Source organism: Enterococcus sp. AMC2644, assembly GCF_058216475.1.
Genome location: NZ_CM177095.1, coordinates 702,256 through 726,130, shown reverse-complemented (window position 1 = coordinate 726,130; position 23,875 = coordinate 702,256). Strand labels below are relative to the sequence as shown.

23 protein-coding genes, 1 pseudogene and 1 other annotated feature are annotated in these 23,875 nt (G+C 33.0%); of the genes and pseudogenes, 4 read left to right on the top strand and 20 right to left on the bottom strand.

Translation table 11 applies throughout. From position 1 onward, the window contains the following. Window positions 1-3: 3 nt before the first annotated feature. The 4 genes from AC4BC5_RS03560 to AC4BC5_RS03545 all read right to left on the bottom strand — a co-directional run bounded on the left by AC4BC5_RS03560 (window position 4) and on the right by AC4BC5_RS03545 (window position 5,037). Entirely contained in the window at window positions 4-1,863 is a 1,860-nt protein-coding gene (locus AC4BC5_RS03560; RefSeq protein WP_490496802.1) for a beta-glucoside-specific PTS transporter subunit IIABC, read from the bottom strand. A 218-nt stretch (window positions 1,864-2,081) separates the two neighbouring features. Beyond that, window positions 2,082-2,930, bottom strand: a complete 849-nt coding sequence (locus AC4BC5_RS03555; protein WP_490496801.1) for a MurR/RpiR family transcriptional regulator — start codon at window positions 2,928-2,930, stop codon at window positions 2,082-2,084. 150 nt (window positions 2,931-3,080) lie between these two features. Further along, the gene (locus tag AC4BC5_RS03550) at window positions 3,081-4,001 is read right to left on the bottom strand and encodes a conjugal transfer protein (protein ID WP_490496799.1); all 921 of its coding nucleotides are present in this window, start codon (window positions 3,999-4,001) and stop codon (window positions 3,081-3,083) included. A gap of 16 nt (window positions 4,002-4,017) precedes the next feature. Further along, window positions 4,018-5,037, bottom strand: coding sequence for a bifunctional lytic transglycosylase/C40 family peptidase (locus AC4BC5_RS03545; RefSeq protein ID WP_490496798.1), 1,020 nt, complete (start codon window positions 5,035-5,037; stop codon window positions 4,018-4,020). Between the two features lie 152 nt (window positions 5,038-5,189). Here AC4BC5_RS03545 and tnpA point away from each other — a divergent pair, with 152 nt between their 5' ends. After that, window positions 5,190-5,651, top strand: coding sequence for an IS200/IS605 family transposase (gene tnpA / locus AC4BC5_RS03540; RefSeq protein ID WP_490496797.1), 462 nt, complete (start codon window positions 5,190-5,192; stop codon window positions 5,649-5,651). 184 nt (window positions 5,652-5,835) lie between these two features. Here tnpA and AC4BC5_RS03535 read toward each other — a convergent pair whose 3' ends face one another. The 8 genes from AC4BC5_RS03535 to AC4BC5_RS03500 form a co-directional block, all read right to left on the bottom strand. Next, on the bottom strand, window positions 5,836-6,687 hold the full coding sequence (locus AC4BC5_RS03535; RefSeq protein ID WP_490496795.1) for an SDR family NAD(P)-dependent oxidoreductase: 852 nt from the start codon (window positions 6,685-6,687) through the stop codon (window positions 5,836-5,838). A gap of 52 nt (window positions 6,688-6,739) precedes the next feature. After that, on the bottom strand, window positions 6,740-7,612 hold the full coding sequence (locus AC4BC5_RS03530; protein ID WP_490496793.1) for an SDR family NAD(P)-dependent oxidoreductase: 873 nt from the start codon (window positions 7,610-7,612) through the stop codon (window positions 6,740-6,742). A 54-nt stretch (window positions 7,613-7,666) separates the two neighbouring features. Beyond that, window positions 7,667-8,146 carry a TetR/AcrR family transcriptional regulator gene (locus AC4BC5_RS03525; protein ID WP_490496792.1) on the bottom strand — a complete coding sequence of 160 codons (480 nt, stop codon included), beginning with the start codon at window positions 8,144-8,146 and terminating at the stop codon, window positions 7,667-7,669. 152 nt (window positions 8,147-8,298) lie between these two features. Beyond that, complete coding sequence (locus AC4BC5_RS03520; RefSeq protein WP_490496790.1) at window positions 8,299-8,946, bottom strand: DUF998 domain-containing protein; 648 nt, start codon at window positions 8,944-8,946, stop codon at window positions 8,299-8,301. Window positions 8,947-9,023: 77 nt separating this feature from the next. Then, the gene (locus tag AC4BC5_RS03515; protein WP_490496789.1) at window positions 9,024-9,569 is read right to left on the bottom strand and encodes an RICIN domain-containing protein; all 546 of its coding nucleotides are present in this window, start codon (window positions 9,567-9,569) and stop codon (window positions 9,024-9,026) included. Window positions 9,570-10,406: 837 nt separating this feature from the next. Further along, window positions 10,407-10,724 (bottom strand): type II toxin-antitoxin system PemK/MazF family toxin, encoded by a 318-nt coding sequence (locus AC4BC5_RS03510; protein ID WP_490497496.1) that lies wholly within the window; start codon window positions 10,722-10,724, stop codon window positions 10,407-10,409. 23 nt (window positions 10,725-10,747) lie between these two features. Further along, window positions 10,748-11,008 carry an AbrB/MazE/SpoVT family DNA-binding domain-containing protein gene (locus AC4BC5_RS03505; protein ID WP_490496788.1) on the bottom strand — a complete coding sequence of 87 codons (261 nt, stop codon included), beginning with the start codon at window positions 11,006-11,008 and terminating at the stop codon, window positions 10,748-10,750. 535 nt (window positions 11,009-11,543) lie between these two features. After that, complete coding sequence (locus AC4BC5_RS03500; protein ID WP_490496787.1) at window positions 11,544-11,678, bottom strand: hypothetical protein; 135 nt, start codon at window positions 11,676-11,678, stop codon at window positions 11,544-11,546. Between the two features lie 922 nt (window positions 11,679-12,600). Between AC4BC5_RS03500 and AC4BC5_RS03495 the strand changes: the two genes are divergently transcribed. Beyond that, entirely contained in the window at window positions 12,601-13,947 is a 1,347-nt protein-coding gene (locus tag AC4BC5_RS03495; RefSeq protein ID WP_490496785.1) for a hypothetical protein, read from the top strand. Between the two features lie 291 nt (window positions 13,948-14,238). Here the strand turns inward: AC4BC5_RS03495 and AC4BC5_RS03490 are convergent, their stop codons facing one another. Together AC4BC5_RS03490 and AC4BC5_RS03485 are read right to left on the bottom strand one after the other, a co-directional pair. Next, window positions 14,239-14,694 carry an EamA family transporter gene (locus AC4BC5_RS03490; protein ID WP_490497495.1) on the bottom strand — a complete coding sequence of 152 codons (456 nt, stop codon included), beginning with the start codon at window positions 14,692-14,694 and terminating at the stop codon, window positions 14,239-14,241. Next, a pseudogene (locus AC4BC5_RS03485) lies at window positions 14,689-15,096 on the bottom strand (EamA family transporter); the annotation flags it as partial. The pseudogene AC4BC5_RS03485 and the gene AC4BC5_RS03490, both read right to left, overlap by 6 nt. 161 nt (window positions 15,097-15,257) lie before the next feature. Between AC4BC5_RS03485 and AC4BC5_RS03480 the strand changes: the two are divergent. Next, window positions 15,258-15,914, top strand: a complete 657-nt coding sequence (locus tag AC4BC5_RS03480; protein WP_490496783.1) for an NUDIX hydrolase — start codon at window positions 15,258-15,260, stop codon at window positions 15,912-15,914. A 32-nt stretch (window positions 15,915-15,946) separates the two neighbouring features. On the opposite strand, the gene AC4BC5_RS03475 is transcribed toward AC4BC5_RS03480, so the two are convergent. After that, window positions 15,947-17,116 (bottom strand): MFS transporter, encoded by a 1,170-nt coding sequence (locus AC4BC5_RS03475; protein WP_490496781.1) that lies wholly within the window; start codon window positions 17,114-17,116, stop codon window positions 15,947-15,949. A 124-nt stretch (window positions 17,117-17,240) separates the two neighbouring features. Here AC4BC5_RS03475 and AC4BC5_RS03470 point away from each other — a divergent pair, with 124 nt between their 5' ends. Continuing rightward, window positions 17,241-18,134: a LysR family transcriptional regulator gene (locus AC4BC5_RS03470; RefSeq protein WP_490496779.1), complete on the top strand. Its 894-nt coding sequence runs from the start codon at window positions 17,241-17,243 to the stop codon at window positions 18,132-18,134. Between the two features lie 40 nt (window positions 18,135-18,174). On the opposite strand, the gene AC4BC5_RS03465 is transcribed toward AC4BC5_RS03470, so the two are convergent. The 5 genes from AC4BC5_RS03465 to AC4BC5_RS03445 all read right to left on the bottom strand — a co-directional run bounded on the left by AC4BC5_RS03465 (window position 18,175) and on the right by AC4BC5_RS03445 (window position 23,444). Beyond that, a complete protein-coding gene (locus AC4BC5_RS03465) occupies window positions 18,175-18,300 on the bottom strand; it encodes a hypothetical protein (protein WP_490496778.1) in 126 nt (41 codons plus the stop codon). A 221-nt stretch (window positions 18,301-18,521) separates the two neighbouring features. Further along, window positions 18,522-19,487 carry a class 1b ribonucleoside-diphosphate reductase subunit beta gene (nrdF, locus tag AC4BC5_RS03460; protein WP_490496777.1) on the bottom strand — a complete coding sequence of 322 codons (966 nt, stop codon included), beginning with the start codon at window positions 19,485-19,487 and terminating at the stop codon, window positions 18,522-18,524. Window positions 19,488-19,507: 20 nt separating this feature from the next. After that, the gene (gene nrdE, locus AC4BC5_RS03455) at window positions 19,508-21,667 is read right to left on the bottom strand and encodes a class 1b ribonucleoside-diphosphate reductase subunit alpha (RefSeq protein ID WP_490496776.1); all 2,160 of its coding nucleotides are present in this window, start codon (window positions 21,665-21,667) and stop codon (window positions 19,508-19,510) included. A gap of 110 nt (window positions 21,668-21,777) precedes the next feature. Continuing rightward, window positions 21,778-22,002, bottom strand: a complete 225-nt coding sequence (nrdH, locus tag AC4BC5_RS03450) for a glutaredoxin-like protein NrdH (protein ID WP_207941390.1) — start codon at window positions 22,000-22,002, stop codon at window positions 21,778-21,780. 308 nt (window positions 22,003-22,310) lie between these two features. Further along, complete coding sequence (locus AC4BC5_RS03445; protein WP_490496775.1) at window positions 22,311-23,444, bottom strand: 5-methyltetrahydropteroyltriglutamate--homocysteine S-methyltransferase; 1,134 nt, start codon at window positions 23,442-23,444, stop codon at window positions 22,311-22,313. A gap of 79 nt (window positions 23,445-23,523) precedes the next feature. Next, window positions 23,524-23,750, bottom strand: a binding site (T-box leader). Between the last annotated feature and the right edge of the window lie 125 nt (window positions 23,751-23,875).

Sequence of the window (23,875 nt, the reverse complement as noted above, 5' to 3'; positions counted from 1 at the left end):
CTCCTACTTGGCAGTTAATGTTAATAGTGTATTACCTGTTTTAGTAACTTTTGTTGTTGTTTTAGTAATGTCTTGATACATAGGTGTATTAGTTACGATTATCGGAGTGGTCACTTCGTATCCGGCTTTTTTTATTGCTTCAATATCAAATTCCAACAATAAATCGCCTTTACTAACAGTGTCGCTTTTTTTAATGTAGCTAGTGTAACCTTCACCATTTAGTTCAACTGTATCTAATCCAACATGGATTAATAGCTCACATCCATCATAGCTTTTTAACCCAATAGCGTGTTTTGTTTCAAATGCTACTTCAATAACTCCATCAAAAGGAGCTACAACTCTACCTACTGTTGGTTCAATAGCAATGCCATCACCCATAACTTTTTCGGCAAAAACTTTGTCTTTTACATTTTCAATAGGAATGATATTTCCTTCTAAAGGGCTATCAATTTTTTCGTCTGCTACAAGTTCAGTAACAATATTTTCCTCAACTGTGACGGATGTAGTAGAAGCAGGGACTTTTTCAGGGATATCTTCAAAGCCGATGATATTTGTCAAAACGAAACCAACAATACAAGCTACTGTACAAGAGATTACAAAATAAATAAATGTTGGCCCAATAAACAATGGAATACCAATAATTGGACCTGTAGCCATACCTAGAGATTCTACTCTAAAGAATCCAGCAATTGCGCCACCAATACCACCACCAATTGAAACTGCAATTAGAGGTTTTTTCAGTCGAGAAGTTACCCCAAACAAGGCGGGTTCGGTAATTCCAAGTATCGCATTGAAAGCTGCTGCACCAGCAACGGATTTAAATTCTTTGTTTTTAGTTTTTAAAAATACTGCAAAAGTTGCACCTGCCTGAGCTGAGTTCGATGCACAATTCAACCCCAAGATATAATCCACACCGTATGTGGATAAAGTTTGCATCATAATTGGTGAAAAACCATTATGCATACCAATCATCACTAAGAATGGGAAGGCAGCACCAAATATTGCGCCTGCTACAATACTGAATGGGGACATATACAAAGCAATGAAAGCATTACCTAATGCGTCACCAGCTAATTGTCCTAGTGGTCCAATAACTGCCAGTACAACAGGAGCAGTAATTACTAATGTTAATAACGGTAATAGAACAGTTTGTAGAATTTTAGGAATAATTTTATTCAAGCCTTTTTCTACATAAGACATAAATAAAGTACCCAAGATAATCGGAATTACACTACTTGCATAACTAACACTTACTATAGGAATACCTATAAAACTTAAATTATCAGATTCAGTCATCATTGCAATCAATTGAGGATGAATTAAAATTCCCGCAATTGTTGCCGCCACATAAGGATTGGCTTTGAATTTATTTGCTGCACTGACTGCTAATAAGATAGGTAAGAAGTAGAATCCAGCATCAGAAAAGATGTTTAAAAATGAGAATAGTTCACTTTCAGGAGAAACAATATCTTGAAACATTAAAGTTAATAAAATTGCTTTTAGCAGCCCAGCGCCAATGATTGCTGGAATAACGGGAACAAAAATACCAGATAACGTATCTAAAAATTTGTTTACAAGCCCTTCTGAATTAGCAGTATCATTATTGTTTCCTGAAGTATCACCTACTAAAATAACTGTTTCATCATGAACTGGAACCACTCGTCCACCTAAAATAACTTGTAATTGGCTACCAACTATATTTGTTCCCAATACTCCGTCTAGGGCTTTGATTTCACTGTTATTGATTTTTTTTGTATCATTAACAGTTAGTCTCAAACGAGTAACGCAATGGGTAACATTACTAATATTTTCTTTTCCACCACTTAACTTTAAAATTTCAGTAGCAAGTTGTTTATTATCCATTAGAACTCCTCCAATTTTCCAATTAATTTATCATAAAAGCGCTTTTTTGATAGCCTTATACTAGCATCAGTTTTTAATAATTACATCAATTCAGAGGATGAAAGGTCTGGCGGTCTCAAAAATACTAGAAAAAATGAACTATTATTGAGACTCTAAGTTTCAAAAAAAGACAGAAGAGGTTAGATGTACACTATCTCTTCTGCCTATAATAAAAGTCATTAAGTTGTTTTTATCTCATTTTTGAAATTAATCACATCGACTGCAACATTTACATTTTTTTCAAAATCTGCGACGAGTAAAGTAGTAAATAATAAATCAAATACATAAGTAATTGCAATAAATGGGCTCATTACTTCCATACTTAAAATCAATTGTTGTGAAATAATTTCTATATACTCATCACAAATGTCTTTTAAATCAGTAGACTCATTACCACCAATTCCGACAACGTAAAAACCACTTTTTTTCAAATAATGAGCAATATCAATCATTGATTTATTTGCTCCTGTAAAGGATAAAACGAGAGCTACTTTGTTTCTATCTTTATTTGAGGAGCGAATATAATGTTCATTTAACCCTGAATAAGTATGGCAATTAATTCCCAAGGTTCTAAATTTGAACTTTGCAGTAGTTGCACAAGTATAAGTAACACCTGCTCCATAAATATCTACAGTGGTTGCTTTTCTTATATTACTAATGATCCGTCTAAAAGAGGTTTCACTGATTCCCAAATTAACAGTATTTATTGTATTCGTATAAATAGAAGGGATTATTGTAAAGATATCTTTTATTGTAGTTTCTTTATTTACAGGTTCTTTTTCTAATAAAAGTTTGATTCTATTATACTCTCTAACTTCTACTTCGAGTTTTGACTTAAACTCATCATAACCAGAAAATTGCATCTTTTGACAAAGCCTAAAGATACTTGCTCTACTAGTAAATGAATATTGACCTAGCTCTCTAGCAGAAAGATTAGGAATATCCGCTAAATGATCTAGTACATAAGTCGCAATTTGTTTTTCAACAATAGTAAAGTTTTCTTGCTTTTTAAGCTTTTCGATAATCAACGAATTTCACCTCTTTCTGATTATTATTTATATTAATTCAATATATTGTTTAAAACAAGTGATAAATTACGGTATTTTTATATCTCTACCATTTTGAAAATATCAAAGACACTCCTGTAATTGTTCGATTCAACTATATCTTTTTAACGATTAATATATTATAGCAACAATCTTCCAATTATCTGCTTTCTCTAACACTAAATGATATTGAGAGACTATTTCACTTTTGGTTTCACTATCCAAATATCTTACTGCAACTCTTACAAGATAGTGTCCTTCTTGTTTTTGAATAGAAGGGTAGATTAATTCTGAAAAAATCAACTCTTTGTTAATCATTGGCAAGGTATTTCCGACCATATAATAAGTTAATTCACTACTGCTGGCAGTTGGATATAACTTAAAGAAGGTTTCCAAAAAGGCGATTATTTCTTGTTGAAGTCCTTCTTCAATGCTGTTGTCATTTTCAAAAAATTCTGGTTGAAAATCAGATGTTTGAGGAATGATCCAAATCGTTGGATTGGTGGTAATAACTAAATCATCTGTTTCATCTTGATGAACGGTGATACGGTACGATGATACACTGTACTTATTTTCTTTGCTTTCTGTGATCCGTTGAGTAACCGAGTAAATCACTTCAAAGTTCTGTTCATCGATAGCTTGTATCTGCCAAATTTTGCTATCACTTACTGAAGAACTCGTTGGAATATCGGTTCGAATCGTATCTACATTTAATTCTTGTAATTCCGAGGTCAGATAACGATTAATTTGTTCGGGTCGTTGTTCAATGGCTGCTTTATTATTTTCCCAAGAATAATATTCTTGAATAAAATTAAGGGTAAAACTCTCAATCGCATGGGTATCAATCAACACAGGTTCAATGATTGTTGTCTCATGAATCGTGTGGGTATCAATGGCAGTAAAATTTTTATAAAGCCCAAAACTAAAGCTACCAATCAATAAGAGCCACAAGAAAAGAACACTTTTTTTGTGAGTGCCCAAGTGGATGGTTTTCACTTTCTTTTGTTTGGTTGTTTGTTCTTTTTTAGGTTTGCGTTCAATATGAATTTTCATAAATCATCCTCATTTCTTATTGTTTAATTCGTCCAGCACCAATTAAATGTTGCTGCCAATAGTTTTCATTTAAGTCGGTGTAACCAATCGGATTGCCCGCATGGTACATTCTCATATCTCCTACATAAATGCCGACATGTGTCACATAATCGGCAGTCGTATAGGTCGATTGAAAGAAAATTAAATCCCCTGGTTCCGCTTGCGACAAAGGCAAATGATCCATTACTTCATATTGTGCTTGGGCAGTACGAGGTAAGGTGATGCCTGCCTTTTGAAAAGTCCATTGGGTAATGCCGCTACAGTCAAAGGACGTATTTGGATTGGACCCGCCAAAGACATAGGGATAGCCTTGATATTTCAAGGCTTCGTCCATAATTGTCTGAACGGTTTGATTATCGAATTTTTGTGAAACTGTCTCTAAATATTGGCTAACTAAAAGCACATAAAACATATTGCCGTAGTTATACCGCCAGCCACCATTTTTAAGAATAGAAAGTTCATTTCTATAGTGGACTCGTTGACCGTTGGCTTGTTCACTCGAAAATCTTTCCGCTAATTCAAAGGAATAAGTTTTCCCATTCTTTGCGACATAATTTAAAAATCCACCACCGTAATTGTACGCTTGAATCACGCTTTGTTGGTCAACATCTAACGATTCCGCAGAACGAACCAATCCTGCAAAATAAGAAACACCTTGTTTTATTGATTCTTCTGGATCAGTAATCGTATTTGGTGGCAAGCCTTTTGATTCAGAGGATTGCATGACATCTTTTAGAGTGCCACCACTTTCAACTTGAATAATCGCTAAGAGAATATTGATATAGTCCTCAATATCCTCTTGTTTTGCGTATTTTTCTACTAAGGAGCGATACTTCAAAACCTCTGACGAAACAGACAAGCCACTTTCTTGAATAGCAATTGATCCAGAAGAATTATCTTGTGGTTCATCTGCCACAAAAATTGCCACAAAGGATAATAAGCCAAAAAAGGATAGAAAGAGTGTCAAAGCAACCAGTAGTTTTAGTTTCCATTTCATAACGATTGACCTACTTTCTTTTCATTGGACGTGTGAAACAAAAAAACCGCGCGCTTATAGGCGTGGACGAAGTAGCTTTAGCGATAAAAAACTCCTTTCGATATACTAATAAGTGGCTACCAACCGCTTATCAAATCGAAAGGAGTTTTTTTATGTCTACTGATGATAAAAGTTTATCACATACAAGATGGAATTGTAAGTATCCTATAGTTTTTACACCGAAGTATCGACGGAAAGTAATTTATGGACAATTAAGAAAAGATATAGGAAGGATTTTACGAAGACTATGTGAAATGAAAGACGTGGAAATTATTGAAGCCCATGCTATGCCGGATCATATTCACATGCTAGTGAGAATTCCACCGAAAATGAGTGTTTCAAGTTTTATGGGTTATCTAAAAGGAAGAAGCGCAACGTTAATCCATGAGCAACATGCAAATCTGAAATATAAATATGGCAATAAGTCATTTTGGTCCAAAGGCTACTATGTAAGCACGGTGGGATTAAATCAAAAGACGATTGAAAAATATATTCGAGAACAAGAAGCAGAGGATCGCATAAGAGATAGTATAAGTAAAAGAGAGTACGTGGATCCATTTAAAAGTAAGAAATAAATAAAGAGGCGAACGATGAGCGGTTGGCAGTCTTTAAAAAAGCTCCTTTTAAGGGGCAGCGAATGACGACCTCTTCTAGAGGTGATAAAAAGCCACCCGTTTTCACGGGTGGATATTTACTTTTAAATGTAGCCACTCAGTTGAGTAATGATGTAAGGGGATTTTCATTATTTATTTTTCATGTTCACTCCATATACGGCTTACAGATTTTCATGCAGTAGTTCCAAACCGTTCTTTCACCTTCTGTGGATAGCCATTTGGATTTAATGTTTTTCTCTTTACAGTTTCCATAAAACTTTCCGGTAACACCATCAACTTCACTTGAAGTAGCCATATAAATGCTGGTGGCCGCTCCTTTTTGGACTGACTGCATCATAGGTTTCCATAAATTATATATAAGCTTACCCACACCACTTTTCGAAGAAATTCTCCCCAAATCGGTATCTACAGAGCCTGGTTCTACGGTATTAAACGCAATATTGGGATATTCTTTTGCAAAATAGCGCATGACCCAAAAGACATACAACTTAGATAAGCCATAGACTTTTGTAAAAGAGTAATTATCTGCAAGCTCGATGTCATGCAAAAGAGGCTTGCCACCTTGCCTATAAGATTCCGATGCGACAGTAACCACACGAGGAGAGGGACTGTTTTTCAGAATAGGAAGCAAAAGGTGAGTAAACAAAAAGGGTGCAAATAGGTTAATTGCCATGGTTTTCTCCCGTCCCTCTGCCGTAACTTCCCGCTTAAAGCCAAACTGTCCACCTGCATTGTTAATCAATACATCAAGACGGCGATATTTTACTTTTACTTGGTCAGCAAAGTTTGCCACTTCAGACATTAAAGATAAGTCAGCTATCATCATATCAAGATTTTTATTGCCCGTTTCTTTTTGAATTTCCTTAAACACAGCTGTTGTCTTGGTTTTATCCCTGCCATGAATTATTACGGTATGTCCCTGTTTTGCTAAGGTAAGAGCAGTTTCCTTACCAATTCCACTTGATGCACCGGTAACTAAAATAATTTTATTTTCCATATTGCGCCTCCTTTAGATATTTCAGATAGACAAATAGTTTCTAATTAGATAGTTAATCTTTCAAGAATTGGGCACAAACTTCCATACAGTAATCCCAAAGTTGCTGTTCTTTTTTAGGTGTATGCTGTTTCATCACCGGTTCTTCTAATTCTTTTTTGTTATTGTAAAATTTCCCAGTGATTCCTTTCACTTCGTTTGATGAAGCTAAATAGATATTGGTCACAGCACCTTTTTCAGGGGCAGGCATCACGTATAACGCTAGCTTATAAATTAGATTATTAATGATGCCATTATCACTATCCTGTCCAAAATTCGTTCCTACTGCTCCTGGATGTGAACAATTGACTGTTACATTGTTCACGCCCTGTCTCTGTAATTCAGCTGCCAAATGTTGTGAATTCCAAATAACAAATAATTTGGTAATGCCGTAACGTTTTTGCCCAGAAGGTTCATTTTTTAAATTTAAATCATTCATATCTGGTTTAGCTTGTTTATGAGTTCCTGAAGACATATCAATTATTCGCCCATCAGAACTCTTTTGTAAACTAGATAGTAATAGTTGGTTTAATAAAAATGGCGCAAGCACATTTAAAGACATGGTTCTTTCAATCCGATCAACTGTTTCTGCGTGAGTATCATCTAGTACAGCTCCTGCGTTATTAATCAACACATCTAAGTGATCATATTTTTCTTTAAACTGATCTGCCATGTCTTTCACTGCTTGCAGTGAGAACAAATCTGCCAATAAGTACTCCACTTGTTGGTTGTTCGATTGTGATTTGATTTCTTCGACTGTCTTTTTCGCTTTTGCTTCATTTCGTCCATGAATAATCACATGATGTCCTTGTTTTGCTAACTCTAAAGCCGTAATTTTCCCAATCCCATCTGTTGCACCTGTGATTAAAATAATTTTGTTTTTCATCATTTTCTCCTCTTTAATAACTGATTAGTCAGTTTAATTCCATTTAAAGAATAAAGGCTATTTTTTAATAGCCTTTATTATCATTTCACTGATTGTCTGTAATTTTTCATGCGACATTTTCGTATCTACTTCTAAAACAAGGGTCGGTACCGATAAAAATACATCTAATACATCTCGAGAAACATCCATATATTCGTCTGAATTTTGGATTCGTGTTAATAAATCAGACAAGGCATCTTCCAGTGTATTTCCAAATTCTAATGCTTTTTCATCTAACAATTCTGGATTATTCCAAAGTGTTTTCATAAAATATGCTTCTTTAGGATACGTTCGATATTGTTCCACTGTAAAAAAAATCATTTGTTGAATTTGTTCATCAAGAGAATCTTCTTTGTTGATTACTTTTTCTAATCCGTCATGTAAATTTGTTTTAACCTCCTCATATAAACGACTCAACAAATCTGTTTTATCTTGATAATACAAATAAATTGTTGCTGGACTTACGCCAGCATTTTTAGCAATTTTGGCAGTCGTCATGTTAAAAAGTCCAATATTTTGGCTTAAATCTAACACCGATTGTTTAATTGCTATTTGCTTGTTTACATCTATTTTTCTCATAATTCAACAATAACTAATCAGTCAGTTATTGTCAAATCAAATATGTGTTTGAACTAATTTTGTTATGCATTTTATGAAATTTTTTTTAAATTATCTAAGACTAAACTACCGCATAATATGGACCATATCAACATTGGATACAGCGCAATTCTTTCCAAAAGGCCCCGAAAATCAACAACAAGCAAGATACAGGTTAATGCTCCGGTTAGAGCGATAATACCTAATAGAATACTAACGGTTTTATACCATTTTTTTTGAATTAGTCTATCAAATACTGTTCCATACAACATCAATGCAGCACTACCGCCGAAAAATATGGGTATTGCACCAACGCCATGCATAAATCCCCATTCCCATTCATAACCGGGAAATAGTGCAATCAATGTACAACCAACACCATATAAAATAGTGAGTGTAGTAGTGAGTGCTAGCCGTTTCTCTGAAAGAGCATGAGAAAGCGAACAAAATCCTGCTACAAATAAATCCGCATATACAATAAATCCTAAATTCATCCAACTAAATAATGGTGAACTAACGGTTCGTCCTTCGAATTTTGTCACAACCGGAATACCTAAATCGCTGATAAAATTATAGGAATAGCTATACGTGGGTTCCTTCCATGCAGAAGCTGCAATTGCCTCAAAAAGCAGAAAAAATATTGGAGCAAGGATAAGCAGAATAGCACCTATTTTCACATTTTTTTTATTAATTTGATTCATAAACTTTCCTCTTTAATGATAGACAATCATTTAATTAATGAAGCCATCTTTTATTTCCATCTAGTTATTATCTATCACTAAACAATGGGTGTTTGTGCGACTAGAATCCATTTTTGATTTTCATTATTTGTTTTCTCTTTTAGAACTAAAGAGGCATTTATTTCGTTTGATGAAGGAGTAATATACAACTGTGTTCCTTTCAAACGTATAAAATATTTTTCATCAGCTGTTTCTTCTTCAACTTTCAAAAATTCCCATCGTTGTGGTTGCACCGCATTCATTGGCGCTTGAAAAAGAGCTACACCTTCTTGTGGATCAGAAAGAGGCTGAAACGATTTTTGTGTATATAAATTTTTCAAAATGAATTCGTTCTCTTCCAATTCAATAAATTGCCAAGTTGTACATTCCCAATTTTTAGGAGGATATTGAATCACACGATTCCCATCTTCTATTTTTGCATTAAATGGGCGAATAACATTTCCTGTCCCAAAATTTTGAATCATATAAGCATTAGCTGTACCTTTTTTTCTATGATAGTTTTTAATCAATCTTCCGCTAAAAACAGCCGTTAATACTACCACAATTCCCAAATCAGCTAACAAAATTTTAGTTGTTCCTTTCATCAATCATCTTCCCTTTCTTTTTTTGTTTAATCATGTATTTATTCCACTACTATTGGCACCTACTAAAATGACACAAATAAAAGAGTTACTTAAAAAATTACCGCTACAAAGATAGGAGTACAGAAGATATTTAGTAGACGTTCGATAGTAAGTGTTCAAAATACAATAATTTTTTACAAACAAATAATAACTAATTAGTCAGTTATTGTCAACGGAGATAATACTTTGTTATTTGTTCCTACTAGTCTGCCTGATTTTCTTTAATTTCACTCCCTACTAATTAGCTGAAAAGATCCAGCCATAGTAACATTAAGGAGAATTGAAAATAAGGTATTATTGTATCATAATTATAAACAAATAAAAAGAGATTCTATAGGTTTGTACACAATCTAAGTATTGAAAATGGGATTTTATTACTATTCTCACTTTCTAATAGTTAATAATATTTTGACATTAAATACTATTCAATCTTTAGACTACGCAAAGTGACTTTTTTATCTCAAGAAAGATGACTTCATCCGTAATCATAAGATTTCTAACTAGGTAGAACCTGAGTATTAAGTAAACCCAGGTTCTAAGTAATCTATACTAGCACTAACATTAGAGGAGTATCGCCATAATCTTCCAATTATCTTTTTTTCTAGCATAAGCTGATATTGAAAGACAATTTTGCACTATACAAATATTTTACAGCTACTTTTACAACATATGGTTGTTCTTTATTTTGAATAGAAGGATAGATCAATTCTGAAAAAATCACCTCTCTCAATTTTGATTCGATTTTGAGATACAAAAAAAGCAAGCATTGATAACTCGCTTTTGAAATAGCTATTAATTTTATACTTTTTGAAAGACAGCTTTTACTTTTATCAATAGTTCCTCAACTAAATCGCTATGTGCTCTTTCCAAAAACTTACAAGGTCTTGCTTCATAATCGATAGTTGTTAATTGGTCTAATAACACTTTTCTGGACGTTTTCATGCCATAAGAAGCATCAATCGGAACATATAGAGGATAGTTTCTTTGCGGACTTGAAATAGGTGCGACGATTACTATATTGCTATAATCTGCCACAATATCATGACTTAGAATAATATAAGATCTTTTTCCTGTTTCTTCATGTCCTAATCGAGGAGCGGTGCCTAATAAAAGAATATCGCCTTATCTGGAAATACTCATCATTTTTCGTTTCCTACTGGTTCACCTAAATCTTGAAGTTCTACATGAACTCTTTCTTTGTTGTAATCTGCAAATAATTGTTCAATCGTTAACTCAGGTTCTACATTTATGGATTCAATAATTAGTCGTCTTTTTCCTTCAACTTCTTCTTGGGTAATTTTTACTTTATCTTCGGTTTGCACGCCTAAAAAGTCCATGATATTTTTAGGTACTCGAATCCCATTACCGTTTCCCCATTTTTTAATTGGTATCATTTCCATTGAAAACGCCCCCTTTAATCTGGGTTTAGTATAGCATATATACATAATTATCTGAGTGCGGTTTTATATTAAATAGACTGTTCATTATAAGCAATAACCATCAACACCTTCTGATAGTCTATACAGCGTTTCAATTTTTACTCGTTCAAGAGGAGAGGTGACTTGTTCCAATCCTGATTGTAGTGCAGAGGTTGTTAAAGAGACCGTAATATTAAATTTTTAGTTGCAAGCTATAATAATCTTATTTAGTGTTTCAAATGTCTTTAACTTATCTAATAACCTATCTATACGCTGTGCGATTGTTTTATCAATAGATTTTTTTTCACGATTATAAACTTCACCTAAATTTTCTTTTAAATTAGAAATTCTTGCTCTATCGATTTTGAATGGAAACGAACACCTTTTAAAACGTTGGTAATTAATAATATGAGAGAATAGCACCATGAAACACCAATAAAAAGTAGTAGTTGATTAAAATCTATTTTTAAAGCAAAAGAAGCTAGTATGGTTGCTAAAAAAGTTAGAATTTCTTTTTTTAAATCATCAATGATGGGCTGATAATGTTGATTAACTCTTGAGAAATGTCGATGACAACATGTTCAACTTTAATTTCAACATCTTCATCGATATTTATTCTGATTAGATGTAGATTGGTTGCATTAAGTTTCATTATGACATGGTTTAACACCTCGTTTAATTAGCCTAATTTTGTTCAATAATTTTTACTAAACTTTTTTTAACTTTTATAATGTGAAAAACTTCATCTGTGTTTGAGTCGATAAAGGTATCATTTATGAGAGAGACTTTTTTATTTGATTACCATATTTAAAAATCTACATTTTATGCACCCAGGAAACCAGCAAATTTCTCCATCATTTCTCCACGCTTCCGATTAGTCAAATAAGTATAGATGTTTCTAGTTATTATATGTAGTATTTAATCAAAACACAGAAATAGTCATTTAACTTTGAAGTGACTAGCATCATTTTTGAGATGAAATCTTTTATATTTTGACAAGCTATCTGAGAAATAATTTCGTATTCAAAGTGAGGGATACGTTTTGTCCAGTGAGTAGCTAGTTGGGATAGCGTATTATGGTCGGCTTTAGTTTAATTTTTTCGATAGCTCATTGCTACGTATCTATTTTTAATAATTGTTATTTTTTGAAGTATAAGAAAAAGACTTCATTTCACTTTTTTGTTATTATATATAGAAATGTGGAGAAATTTTTAAAGATTATATAAAAAAATAAGGATGAGATAATCAAGTAGACGAAAAAGTACGATCTAAATTTCTAGATGGGGAAGGTCTTATTTTTGAAACTAGCGATGACTGTTTAACTATAGTATTCTTGTACCATGAGCATTATAACAGTTGGAGATATCTGTTATTTATTGAAAAGAAGACACTACGAGAATATATAGCAAAGCTAATAGTGGATGAAATATAACAAGCAATTATGCAATTAGTAACATTGAATAGTAAACAGACAAAAGCTACGTTGGTTTTAACTGATTTTTGAAGATCTTTTTCTCTAAGAGGTATATTCGCTATTAGATTACTAGACATTAAGTATTGGAAGGATAGAAAATATGATTAACAAGAAAAATATTAATAATTTTGTAAGTGGAATCTCTTTTTATATTAGCAATACAGCAACATTTATTCCGTATATCTTATTTTTAAGTTTGGCTAATTCAACAAAATGGTGCAGCTTTATACCAGCAATCTTATATTATACTTTAAAAATGACAGGAGTGCTTTTATTAAAAGGGGTAAGAAGCAACTTAAATAATCATATGTTATTGAATATATCTTTTCTTTTTGGGATAGCAGGTAGCCTATTTGGCATTTTGGGCTTTTTTTATTTCCCATTATATGCTGTATCAGGAATTCTATTAGGATTAACGGCATCTTGGATAAGACCTTTGAATGTACATGTTACTTATCTTAATCGAGAAAAAGGATTGAAGCCAATAACTGCACAGACATACATAGTGACTATTCTATTATTGATGGTCGTTAGTTATTCTTTATCTATTAAAGGGAACGTACATGTTTTAATTACTATGATAATTTATTTTGTTCTTTATATCATTTCTTATTGCACAACACTTAGATTCTTTAACTGTCAACAAAATAAACAAGAGAACACCAGAACTTTTAAAGTTACGCAAGATGCTTACCTGTTTCTCCTGTATTTTTTATTATTAATAGTCATGCAAGCAGGACGGTTACTGTTTAATGCTCAAATGCTGATTATAGGAACAATTCTATTTTCTATCTTGTTTTGTTTTTTCATCATTTTTAAATCGTTTAATGGTCCAAAACTACCTAAAAAAATTCATACACTGTCTTTTTTAATCGGAATGCTTACCAATTTTTTAGTCTTATTTTGTTTGATTTTTTTAAGTGGGACTCATGGCTATCAAAGTATAATTATTCAGCTCTATGTTCCTTATGTAATGGCTATAATACTTGCAAATATCTATGCTAAAAAAATTTTAAAAGCGATTCCTACAGAAAAAGTTTATTCATACCTATTAGTTGGGATAATCTTGTCTTTTTTATTATTTATACCTGACTTCTTGACAAGTTTATCCATATTTGGACTTAGTTTTATGCGATCCTTATCAGGCATTTGGTTGAATCAAGTTTATTATTCCTTCGATATAATTCAAGAAAAACAAAGAATTGTCTCTAAATATGTTATACAAAATAAAGGAAATATAACCCAACAAATTTTGTTAATCGCTAGTATTTTTTTGATTACACACCTTTCAGGAGAGTATGTAATCAATTTATTGAATGTTCATTATGTATCGCATGAGAAATATACTATGTTGATGGAACTCAAGTATAGCCAAATTATTTTCTTTGTATGTTTGGTATCTATTATGTATGTAATTGAAAAATGGCATAATAGAACAAAGAAATAAATGGCTATTTCAAATACGCTTACCTAAAATGATAGGCTAATTTTCCTTCTCATCAATGTGTAACTAAAAAATTTACTCATCACCCATTGAATGATTCTTGTTTCAGTTACAGAATTTCCTCATGAATAACTCTCTTCCTCACGTGGATTAATAATCCACGTGTTTTTACCTCTTTTAAAATAAACCTATTACTCAAAAAACTAAATGATAACTATTCTTTGACAGGCGTAGTCATTAGTAGTAGTTATAGGAGCGCAGACAAGTATCACCAACAGAAATTGAAAACCTTGTTTATATTAGGAGTAACAAGGTGCCTACAGTTAAAATTATTAATCCCAACAACGCTTTTTTCTGCATTACTTCATGCAAGACCGTTGCACTAAAAAGGACAGTAATGACAATACTTAATTTATCAATAGGTGCTACGATACTAGCAGACCCCATTTGTAACGCTTTGTAATAACACAGCCAAGATAATCCGGTAGCAAGTCCAGACAGAATTAAAAATAACCAACTACGCTTTGAAATATTTTTAATGGTAGTTTGTTTTTTCTGATAAGCAACAAGTAGCCACGAAATAACTAAAATGACAATTGTTCGAATAGCTGTTCCAAGATTGGACTCAACATTCTCAATGCCAATTTTACTTAAAATAGCCGTTAAGCTAGCGAAAAAAGCAGATAAACTAGCATATAAAAACCAGCGACTATCTGTGTCTTTTTTGATGGTAACTTTGCGTTCAATCATGAAATATGTTCCTAAGCCAATCAGAATCATTGCCAATAGTTTAAGTAATGAGAAAGATTCACCTAAGAAAACCATTGATAAAAGCATCGTTAATAGTACACTACTTTTGTCAATGGGTACCACTTTATTGACATCACCGATTTGTAATGCCTTAAAGTAACAAAGCCACGAAGCGCCGGTCGCTATTCCTGATAAAATTAAAAACAGCATACTTCTATGATCGATGGTAGTAATTAGATTTTGAGAATGAGCGATAAAAACAATTCCCCACGAAAGTACGGCAACTACACAGGTTCGAAGTGCAGTTGCTACATTGGAATCGACCTCCTCAATGCCAATTTTAGCTAAAATCGACATGATTCCAGCAAAAAAAGCAGATAAAAAAGCATACAAAATCCACATTAACCAATTCCTCCATTCTAAATAAAAAAAGACTCATTGTGGCGTAATCGTACAATGAGTCGCTACTTTCTCTGACTTGAATTCATTTTAGCATGCTTTTTGCTTTTTTCACAGAAACATTCGGGGTATAGTTAAAGAGCAAATGAAGTGAGGGAAGTAGCATGGAAAAATTAACTGAAGAACGCTTGAAAAGACAATTAACATTTCGAACGAAGCAAAGTCATTTAATCGATTATTTTCAATCATCGGTATTAGTACCGTTAGTCAAAATTAATGGTGACTACCATCTTGTGTTTGAAAAAAGGGCTGCATCCATTCGACAAGGTGGGGAAATCTGCTTTCCTGGAGGGAAAATTGATCCAACTGATGAGTCACCTCAATTAACAGCAATTAGGGAAACATGTGAGGAATTGGGCTGTCCACCAGAAGAAATTGAAATCTTTGGAAATCTGGACACGCTAATTATGCCTACAGGAATGTTAGTTCATACGTATGTTGGATTATTGCATACTTCTTTAGAGGAATTAATCATTTCAGCTGATGAGGTAGAAAAAATATTTACCGTTCCGGTATCTTTTTTTCTAGAAAATGAACCAACAGAATACCAATGTCAAGTATTGGTTCATCCTTATATTATTGATTCAACAACAGGAGAGAAAGAAATTCTGTTACCAGTGGAAGAATTAGGATTGCCCCAACGTTATCAAGAACCTTGGGGAGCAGGGCAGCATCAACTACTTTTTTATCAAACAGAAGAATTGATTTGGGGACTCACTGCGAAAATTATCGCTAATTTTGTGCATGAAATCAAACAATAAAACGACTTTCCTGCCAAAGAAAGTCGTTTTTATTAACTATTTAAGATTTTTTTATTGAATATTAGATAAAAAGCACCAGCAATCAAAGATAAAACGGCCATACTAATATAAACACCCTGATAAGCAATAAGGGGCACTAATGCTCCTAATATAGAAGGGCCTATGCCAACGCCAAAGTCAACAATAGCCAAGAAAGTCGAAGTAGCTAAACCAATTCGGTGTTCAGGAGCAACTTTAATTGCAATTGTTTGACCACTGGATAAGAAAGTACCAAAACCAGCACCAATAAAGATGGCAGCTAGTAATAACATCAAGCTATTTGTAGCAGTACCCATTAAAAACAAGCCAATAGCAAAAGCAGCAAAAGCAGGATACATGACAAAATTTTCTCCTTTGGTATCTATCCAACGCCCAGCAATTGGTCGAGAAAATAAAATTGCGATGGAATAAGCAATAAAAAAGAAACTTCCAGCAGCAACTAAATTAATTTCAGCAGTATAAGAAGTTAAGAAGCTAACAATACTTGAGTAACCAATTCCTAATAGCATACCAATCAAAGAAATTGGTACAGCTTTTTTTTCTAAGAAATGATGAATTGAAATTTTTTGTTGTGAATGTGTAGGCATCGCTTTTTTTGTTTTAGGCATGCGTAAGATGAATCCACCAAATATTCCAAATATTAATAAAATAATGGATAGTGTAATAATTGTATTAAAAGATAGTTGACGCACTAAAAACATACCTAACATAGGGCCTGTAGCAGAAGCTAAAGTGGTACTTAATGAGTAGTAGCCAATCCCTTCACCTCGACGTTCTATTGGAATAATCTGTGCGGCAACGGTATTTGTAACAACTGAAGTCGTACCAAATCCAATTCCGTGAATAAACCGGACAATCATTAACAGAAATAAATTGTTAATAGGGTAATAAAAGAAAGAAGAAACTAAATAAATTCCTAGACCAATAAATAGCATCTGTTGGTAACCAATGCGTTCAATAATACTGCCTGTAATGATTCGAGAAACTAATGCTCCTAAGATGAAAATTCCGACAGCACTGCCTGCTTGACTAGGTGAAGCACCTAATGATGCCATTGAAAACTCAGCAATAATAATCATTAATAAGTAATAAACTAAATATGTAATGAAATTAATAAGTGCGACTAATATAAAATCTTTTGTCCATAATTTTGATTTCCCCAAAGAAATACCTCCTAAACTATTTTTCATAAATTTTCTAAAGCTTTTTCATTATAGCATCGACTATTTATTAGTTAAAATATATAATAAATTATATATTTATTCTTTTTAGCTATAAGGAGAGACGATGGAATTAAGACAGTTACACTATTTTAAAGTAGTTGCTCATTTAGAAAATATGACTGCAGCAGCTGAAGCGCTACATATTGCACAACCTTCATTAAGTAAATCAATTGCTCATTTAGAAGAATCCCTAGGAGTAAAGTTATTTGATCGAATTGGAAAACGGATTAAATTAAACGAATACGGAACCATTTTTCTAGTTTCTGTGGAACGTATTTTTCGTGAGTTAGAGTATAGCAAATATCAACTAAACCATTTAATTGAAACCAAAGAAAACAGTGTTACGATTGGCGCATCTTCTTCAAGGTTTTTGCAAGAACTATTTCAAGAGTTTTTCTTACAGCATCCAACAAGAAGATTCAAAATTGCACACATTACACAGCAACAAGAGCTAGAAGCTAAATTATTAGATGGGGAAGTTGATTTAGGAATTTTTTATACTCCAATTCGTCATCCTGAAATTGCGTGCCAACCGCTGTTAACTGAAGAAATTTATTTAGCGGTTCCGCCGAATCATCCGCTAGCAGATCGGAAAAGTGTTCATCTAAATGAAGTAGCAGAAGAACCGTTTATTAGTGTGACAAGTGATTATGCTTTTGGAGAAATGACTAAACTATTTTGTCGCGAAGCAGGTTTTAATCCAGATGTGGCATTTGAAATTGAAAGCTTTGATTTCATTATTCAGTTAGTACATGCGGGTTTCGGTGTAACCTTTGTTCCACATTCTTGGACGGAAAACAAACATCAAACATCATTACCGCTACTGCAGATTGATTCACCAACTTGTCAGCGAACAATTTGGTTGTCTTGGTTGAAAAATCGCTATCAAACACCGATTACACAAGGCTTTAAAAAATTTGCAACTCATTTTTTTGAACAAAAAAAGAACCAATTATAAAAAATTGGCCTCGTTCAGATTCTTAATAAAAATTGTGTAATTATCTATACAAGCGAATTTGTTGTACGGTTTCTTCATTGATTGGATGTAGCACATTATTATAAACAAAATAAGCGACACCTAAGAATAGTGAACCAGCAATGAAGAGTTTTGTCATTTTTTTCATCAAGCGACACTCCTTTATTCATTCTAGCAATAGTTTATCGTGAGGAGAAAAAAAGAACCATCGAAAGAAGTGAAAACAAACGAACAAAATTGTTAGATAGCAAATATTAAAGTCCGATGAGGGAGACTAAAAAAAGTCCTGGTTTTCAATTAGTTGAAAACCAGGACTTTTTATTCTCACTTAGGTTTGTAAAACATACGATTAGCTTTTGACAGTTTGACTTAATCCATTCCGATTAAATAATCGTCATCGTGCATAGCTTCAACAGATCCAAGTAGATAACCATTCCCAACTTGTGAGAAGAAATCATGATTACTTGTACCTGTAGAAATACCGTTCATGACAATTGGATTTACGTCATTTGCAGTATCAGGGAAGAGTGGATCTTGCCCTAGATTCATCAGAGCTTTATTAGCATTGTAACGTAAGAACGTTTTTACTTCCTCAGCCCAACCGATTTCAGCATATAATTGATCAGTGTATCTTTCTTCATTTTCATATAATTCAAAGAGTAATTCATACATCCAATCTTTTAACGTTTGTTGCTCGTCTTCAGGTAATTGGTTGAATCCTAATTGGAATTTGTAGCCAATATATGTTCCATGTACAGACTCATCACGGATAATCAATTTAATAATTTCAGCTACATTTGGAAGTTTATTATTTCCTAGATAATAAAGTGGTGTATAGAAACCAGAATAGAATAGGAAAGTTTCTAGATAAACGCTAGCAACTTTTTTCTCAAGAGCAGTTCCATTTTTGTAGATTTCATTGATCTTTTCAGCTTTTTTTTGTAGAAATTCGTTCGTATTTGTCCATTCAAAAATTTCTTCAATTTCTTTTTTCGTATTTAATGTACTAAAAATAGATGAGTAACTTTTGGCATGGACAGATTCCATGAATTGAATATTATTTAAAACAGCTTCCTCATGAGTCGTACGAACATCTTTTTTTAATTGATCCATACCACTTTCTGATTGAATAGTATCTAATAAAGTTAAACCACCAAAAACATGTCCAACCATTTCTTTTTCTTGTTCAGAAAGACTACGCCAATCATCTAAATCATTAGAGAGAGGAATACGAGTGTCTAACCAGAATTGCTCGGTTAATTTTTCCCAAGTGGATTTATCGATAACGTCTTCGATTTCATTCCAGTTGATTGCTTTATAATAAGTGTTTGCCATGAAAAGGCCTCCTCTTTGAACTAGATTACACAACTTTCACATTGATTGCTGCCAATTTCTTCTGCATCGTCAGTAAATGTACGAATATAATAGATAGATTTAATTCCTTTGTGGAAAGCGTAGTGACGTAGAATATTTAAATCACGAGTTGTTTGTTTACTTGTATCTTTCCATTCATACAACCCTTCAGGAATTTCAGAACGCATAAATAAAGTTAAACTCATGCCTTGATCAATGTGTCTTTGAGCAGTCGCATAGATATCAATAACTTTTCGCATATCCATGTCATAAGCTGATTTATAATAACTAATAGTATCATTTGATAAGTGAGCAGCAGGATAATAAATCTTCCCAATTTTCTTTTCTTGACGCTCTTCAATTAAACGAGTAATTGGATGTAGGCTTGCACTTGTATCGTTAATGTAAGAAATAGAGCCATTTGGTGCTACGGCTAAGCGATTTTGATGATATAAGCCATCTTTTTTAACTGCATCAGCTAATGCTTGCCAATCCGCACCTGTCGGGATTTTAATTCCTTCAAATAGCGCAGCAATTTTTTCTGATTTTGGTTGATAATCAGCTTGAATGTAGCTTTCAAAATAATGACCATTTGCATAGTCTGATTTTTCAAAGTTATGGAAAACTTCACCACGTTCTTTAGCAATTGCGTTACTTTCCATTAATGTCCAGTAATTTAACAACATGAAGTAAATATCTGTAAATTCAATAGATTCTGGAGAACCATATTCCATTTGATTTTTAGCAAAATATGTGTGTAATCCCATTGCACCTAAACCGATTGTATGATTCAAATGATTCCCGTTTTGAATAGAAGGAACAACATCAATGTCAGAAGCATCCGTTACGTATGTTAATGCACGCGTCATTGTCCGAACTGATTTACCAAAGTCTGGACTCTCCATTAAGTTTACAATGTTTGTTGAACCTAAGTTACAGCTGATATCTGTTCCTAATACTTCATATTCTTGTCTGCCATTTAAGACAGAAGGTTCTTGGACTTGTAAAATCTCAGAACATAAATTACTCATGATAATTTTACCATATACAGGATTTGCACGATTTGCAGTATCTACATTGATGATATATGGGTAACCAGATTCTTGTTGTAATTTAGAAATTTCATTTTCTAAATCACGTGCACGAATTTTTGTTTTACGGATACGTGGGTTAGCGACTAAATTATCATATTCTTCTGTAATATCAACGTAAGAGAAGGGAACACCATATTCTTTTTCAACACTATATGGACTGAATAAGTACATCTCTTCATTTTTACGTGTTAGTTCATAAAATTTATCTGGAACAAGCACGCCTAATGATAATGTTTTTACACGGATTTTTTCATCAGCATTTTCTTTTTTTGCAGATAAAAAGCTGATAATATCTGGATGAAAAACGTTCAAATAAACAACACCAGCACCTTGGCGTTGACCCAATTGATTGGAATAACTAAAACTATCTTCAAATAATTTCATAACAGGCATAACACCACTTGCTGCACCTTCATAACCTTTAATAGGAGCACTTGCTTCACGTAAGTTAGACAAAGTAATACCTACACCACCACCGATACGAGATAATTGCAACGCAGAATTAATTCCACGACCAATAGAGTTCATATCGTCTGTTAATTGGATTAAGAAACAAGAAACAAGTTCACCACGGCGTTTTCTTCCAGCATTTAAGAAAGAAGGGGTAGCAGGTTGATAACGTTGATGAATCATTTCATCTGCTAAAGATAAAGCTAATTCTTCATTGCCATCTGCAAAATATAAAGCATTAAATGCTACACGATCTTCATAACTTTCAAGGTATTCAGTACCATCATTAGTTTTTAAAGCATATTGTGAGTAGAATTTATAGGCAGCCATAAACGATTTGAAATGAAATTCTTGATCATCTAAAAAGGCGTATAATTTTTCAATGAAATCAGGCGTATACTTATTGATAAACGCTTCTTCCAAATAATCATTAGCAATTAGATAATCAATTTTATCTGTGACTGAAGCGAATTTTTTAGTATTTGGTTCGACATTTTCTTTAAAGAAAGCTACGAGAGCTTCTTGATCTTTGTGTAATGGAATCTGTCCATTCACTGGACGATTGATTTCATTGTTTAACTTGAAGTAAGTGACGTCTTTTAACGTTTTTAAACTCATTCGTACACACAACCTTATCTCTATATTTTAATACTTCATAAAAAAATGGACTTGCTAGTCACAGGTGACGGACAAATCCAAGGTAAATCTGATTTTCTTTGGAACGAAAATTAGCTTGCTAATTGGCGTAGTTGATCTGGGCGGAAGCCGACAACGGTTGTTGCATCAGATGTAATAACAGGAACACTTTGGAAACCTTGCTCTTTTAACCAATCAATAGCATTGGGTTCATTGTCGATATTGATTTCTTCAAAGCTAATATTGTTATCTGCCAAAAAGCGTTTAGCCATTTTACATTGCATGCAGTTGTTTTTTGAAAATAATTTGATGTTCATATATAGTTCCTCCTTATGTATCACAGGTCATTTGTCTTATATGAATAGTATAATGAACTGTCGGAGAAAGTCAAATGAAAAAATACTATATATAGTGTTTGTGAATAAGGGAAACACTATTTGTTGTGGTTTTTTAAAAGTCTTTTCATAATCGAGTGCGATGAATAGTGGGGTTTAAAGCGAAACACACTTTATATATTGTAGCTGAAAAACGTCAAAAAGTAAAAAGAAATTCTGTAAAGTTTTTAAATTCACAAGTGAAATGAAAAAAGAAAGATTGATTATTTTCAATCTTTCTTTGATTTTAATTATGCCCAAATATCTGCAGCAATTTTTTGCAATAAATCAATTTTTGCCCACTGTTCCTCTTCAGATAATTTATTGCCTTCTTCTGTGGATGCGAATCCACATTGAGGACTAATTGCTAGATTTTCTAAGGGAACAAAATGAGTAGCTTCTTGAATTCGAGCTTTAATTTCTTCAGGATCTTCAAGTTCAGGAAATTTAGAGGTGACTAATCCCAAAACAACTTTACTATTTGGATTTTTCCAATAGCGTAATGGTTCAAAATCTCCAGCACGGTCAGAATCATATTCTAAAAAGAAGCCGTCATAATTTGTTGCAAATAATTCTTTAGCAATTGGTTCATAGCCACCCGAAAATAACCAAGAAGAGGCATGATTCCCACGACAAATATGTGTTGTAATGAAAAAATCATCGGGTTTGTTTTCTAGTGCATGATTAATGATAGTTGTACAAATTTTTGCAATTTCAGAAGGATCAATTTCTTTTTCAAGTAAAGCTTCACGTTTTGCTGCATCAGCTAGAAATGCCCAATTAGTATCGTCAAATTGTAGGTAACGACAGCCTTCATTATAAAAGGCTTGAATAGCTTGTTGATAAGTTTGACCTAAGTCGTAATAGAAGTCTTCTAAATTAGAGTAAATTTCTTTAATTTTTGATGAGCCGTCATTAGCAAGTAATTCTTGACGCAAAATCATTGTTGGGCTTGGAATCGTTGCTTTGGCAATTGTACCATCCTTTGTATCACCAACTGTATTTTTTAGAAAAATAAAATCCTCTAGAAACGGATGCTTTGTATTGAAGGAAATTTTATTAACAACACGAATATTATAAGCTGGCGCATTTTTTCCTTTAAACTGCTGATTATAACCATTTTCTGGAACATAACCTTCTATGCCATTTAAATGTTCTAAAAAATCAATGTGCCAAAAACCACGACGAAATTCTCCGTCTGTTATCCCTTTAATTCCCAATTTTTTTTGAGCTTCGACTAAGCGAATAATTTCTTCATCTTCAATCTTACGTAAGTCTGTTTTTGAGATTGTGCCTGCAGCTAGTTTGGCACGTGCGTCTTTCAGGCGACTCGGTCTTAAAAAACTTCCAACATGGTCAACGGTAAATGGAATAAATGTACTCATGAATGTTCCCTCATTTCATAAATTATTAGAAAAATTCTTTTGTGAGAAAATAAAAAAAGCCTTCTACTAGCTTAACTAGTAAAAGGGCGCACAATTCACGCGGTACCACCTTTAATTAGGAAAAATTTCCTATCTCAAATCTGAAAAAAATCAGAAGGTCCTGTTAACGAAGGACATCCGCATTTGACTACCTATCGTCAAATAATCCTCAAAGGCCATTTTCAACTTATAATAATTAACTCTTTTCACCAAACCAGAGTTTCTCTAAAATTACGCAAAGCTTACTTTCCTTATCACTGGAGAATATTTTCTATTGAAATTCATCTTACATGAGTAAAATTTAATTGTCAAACTCATTATTTTTAAAAAATAAAATTTTAAAAATAATAGATAACTGTTGATATAATAGTGTTTTTTTTAATTTAATTATT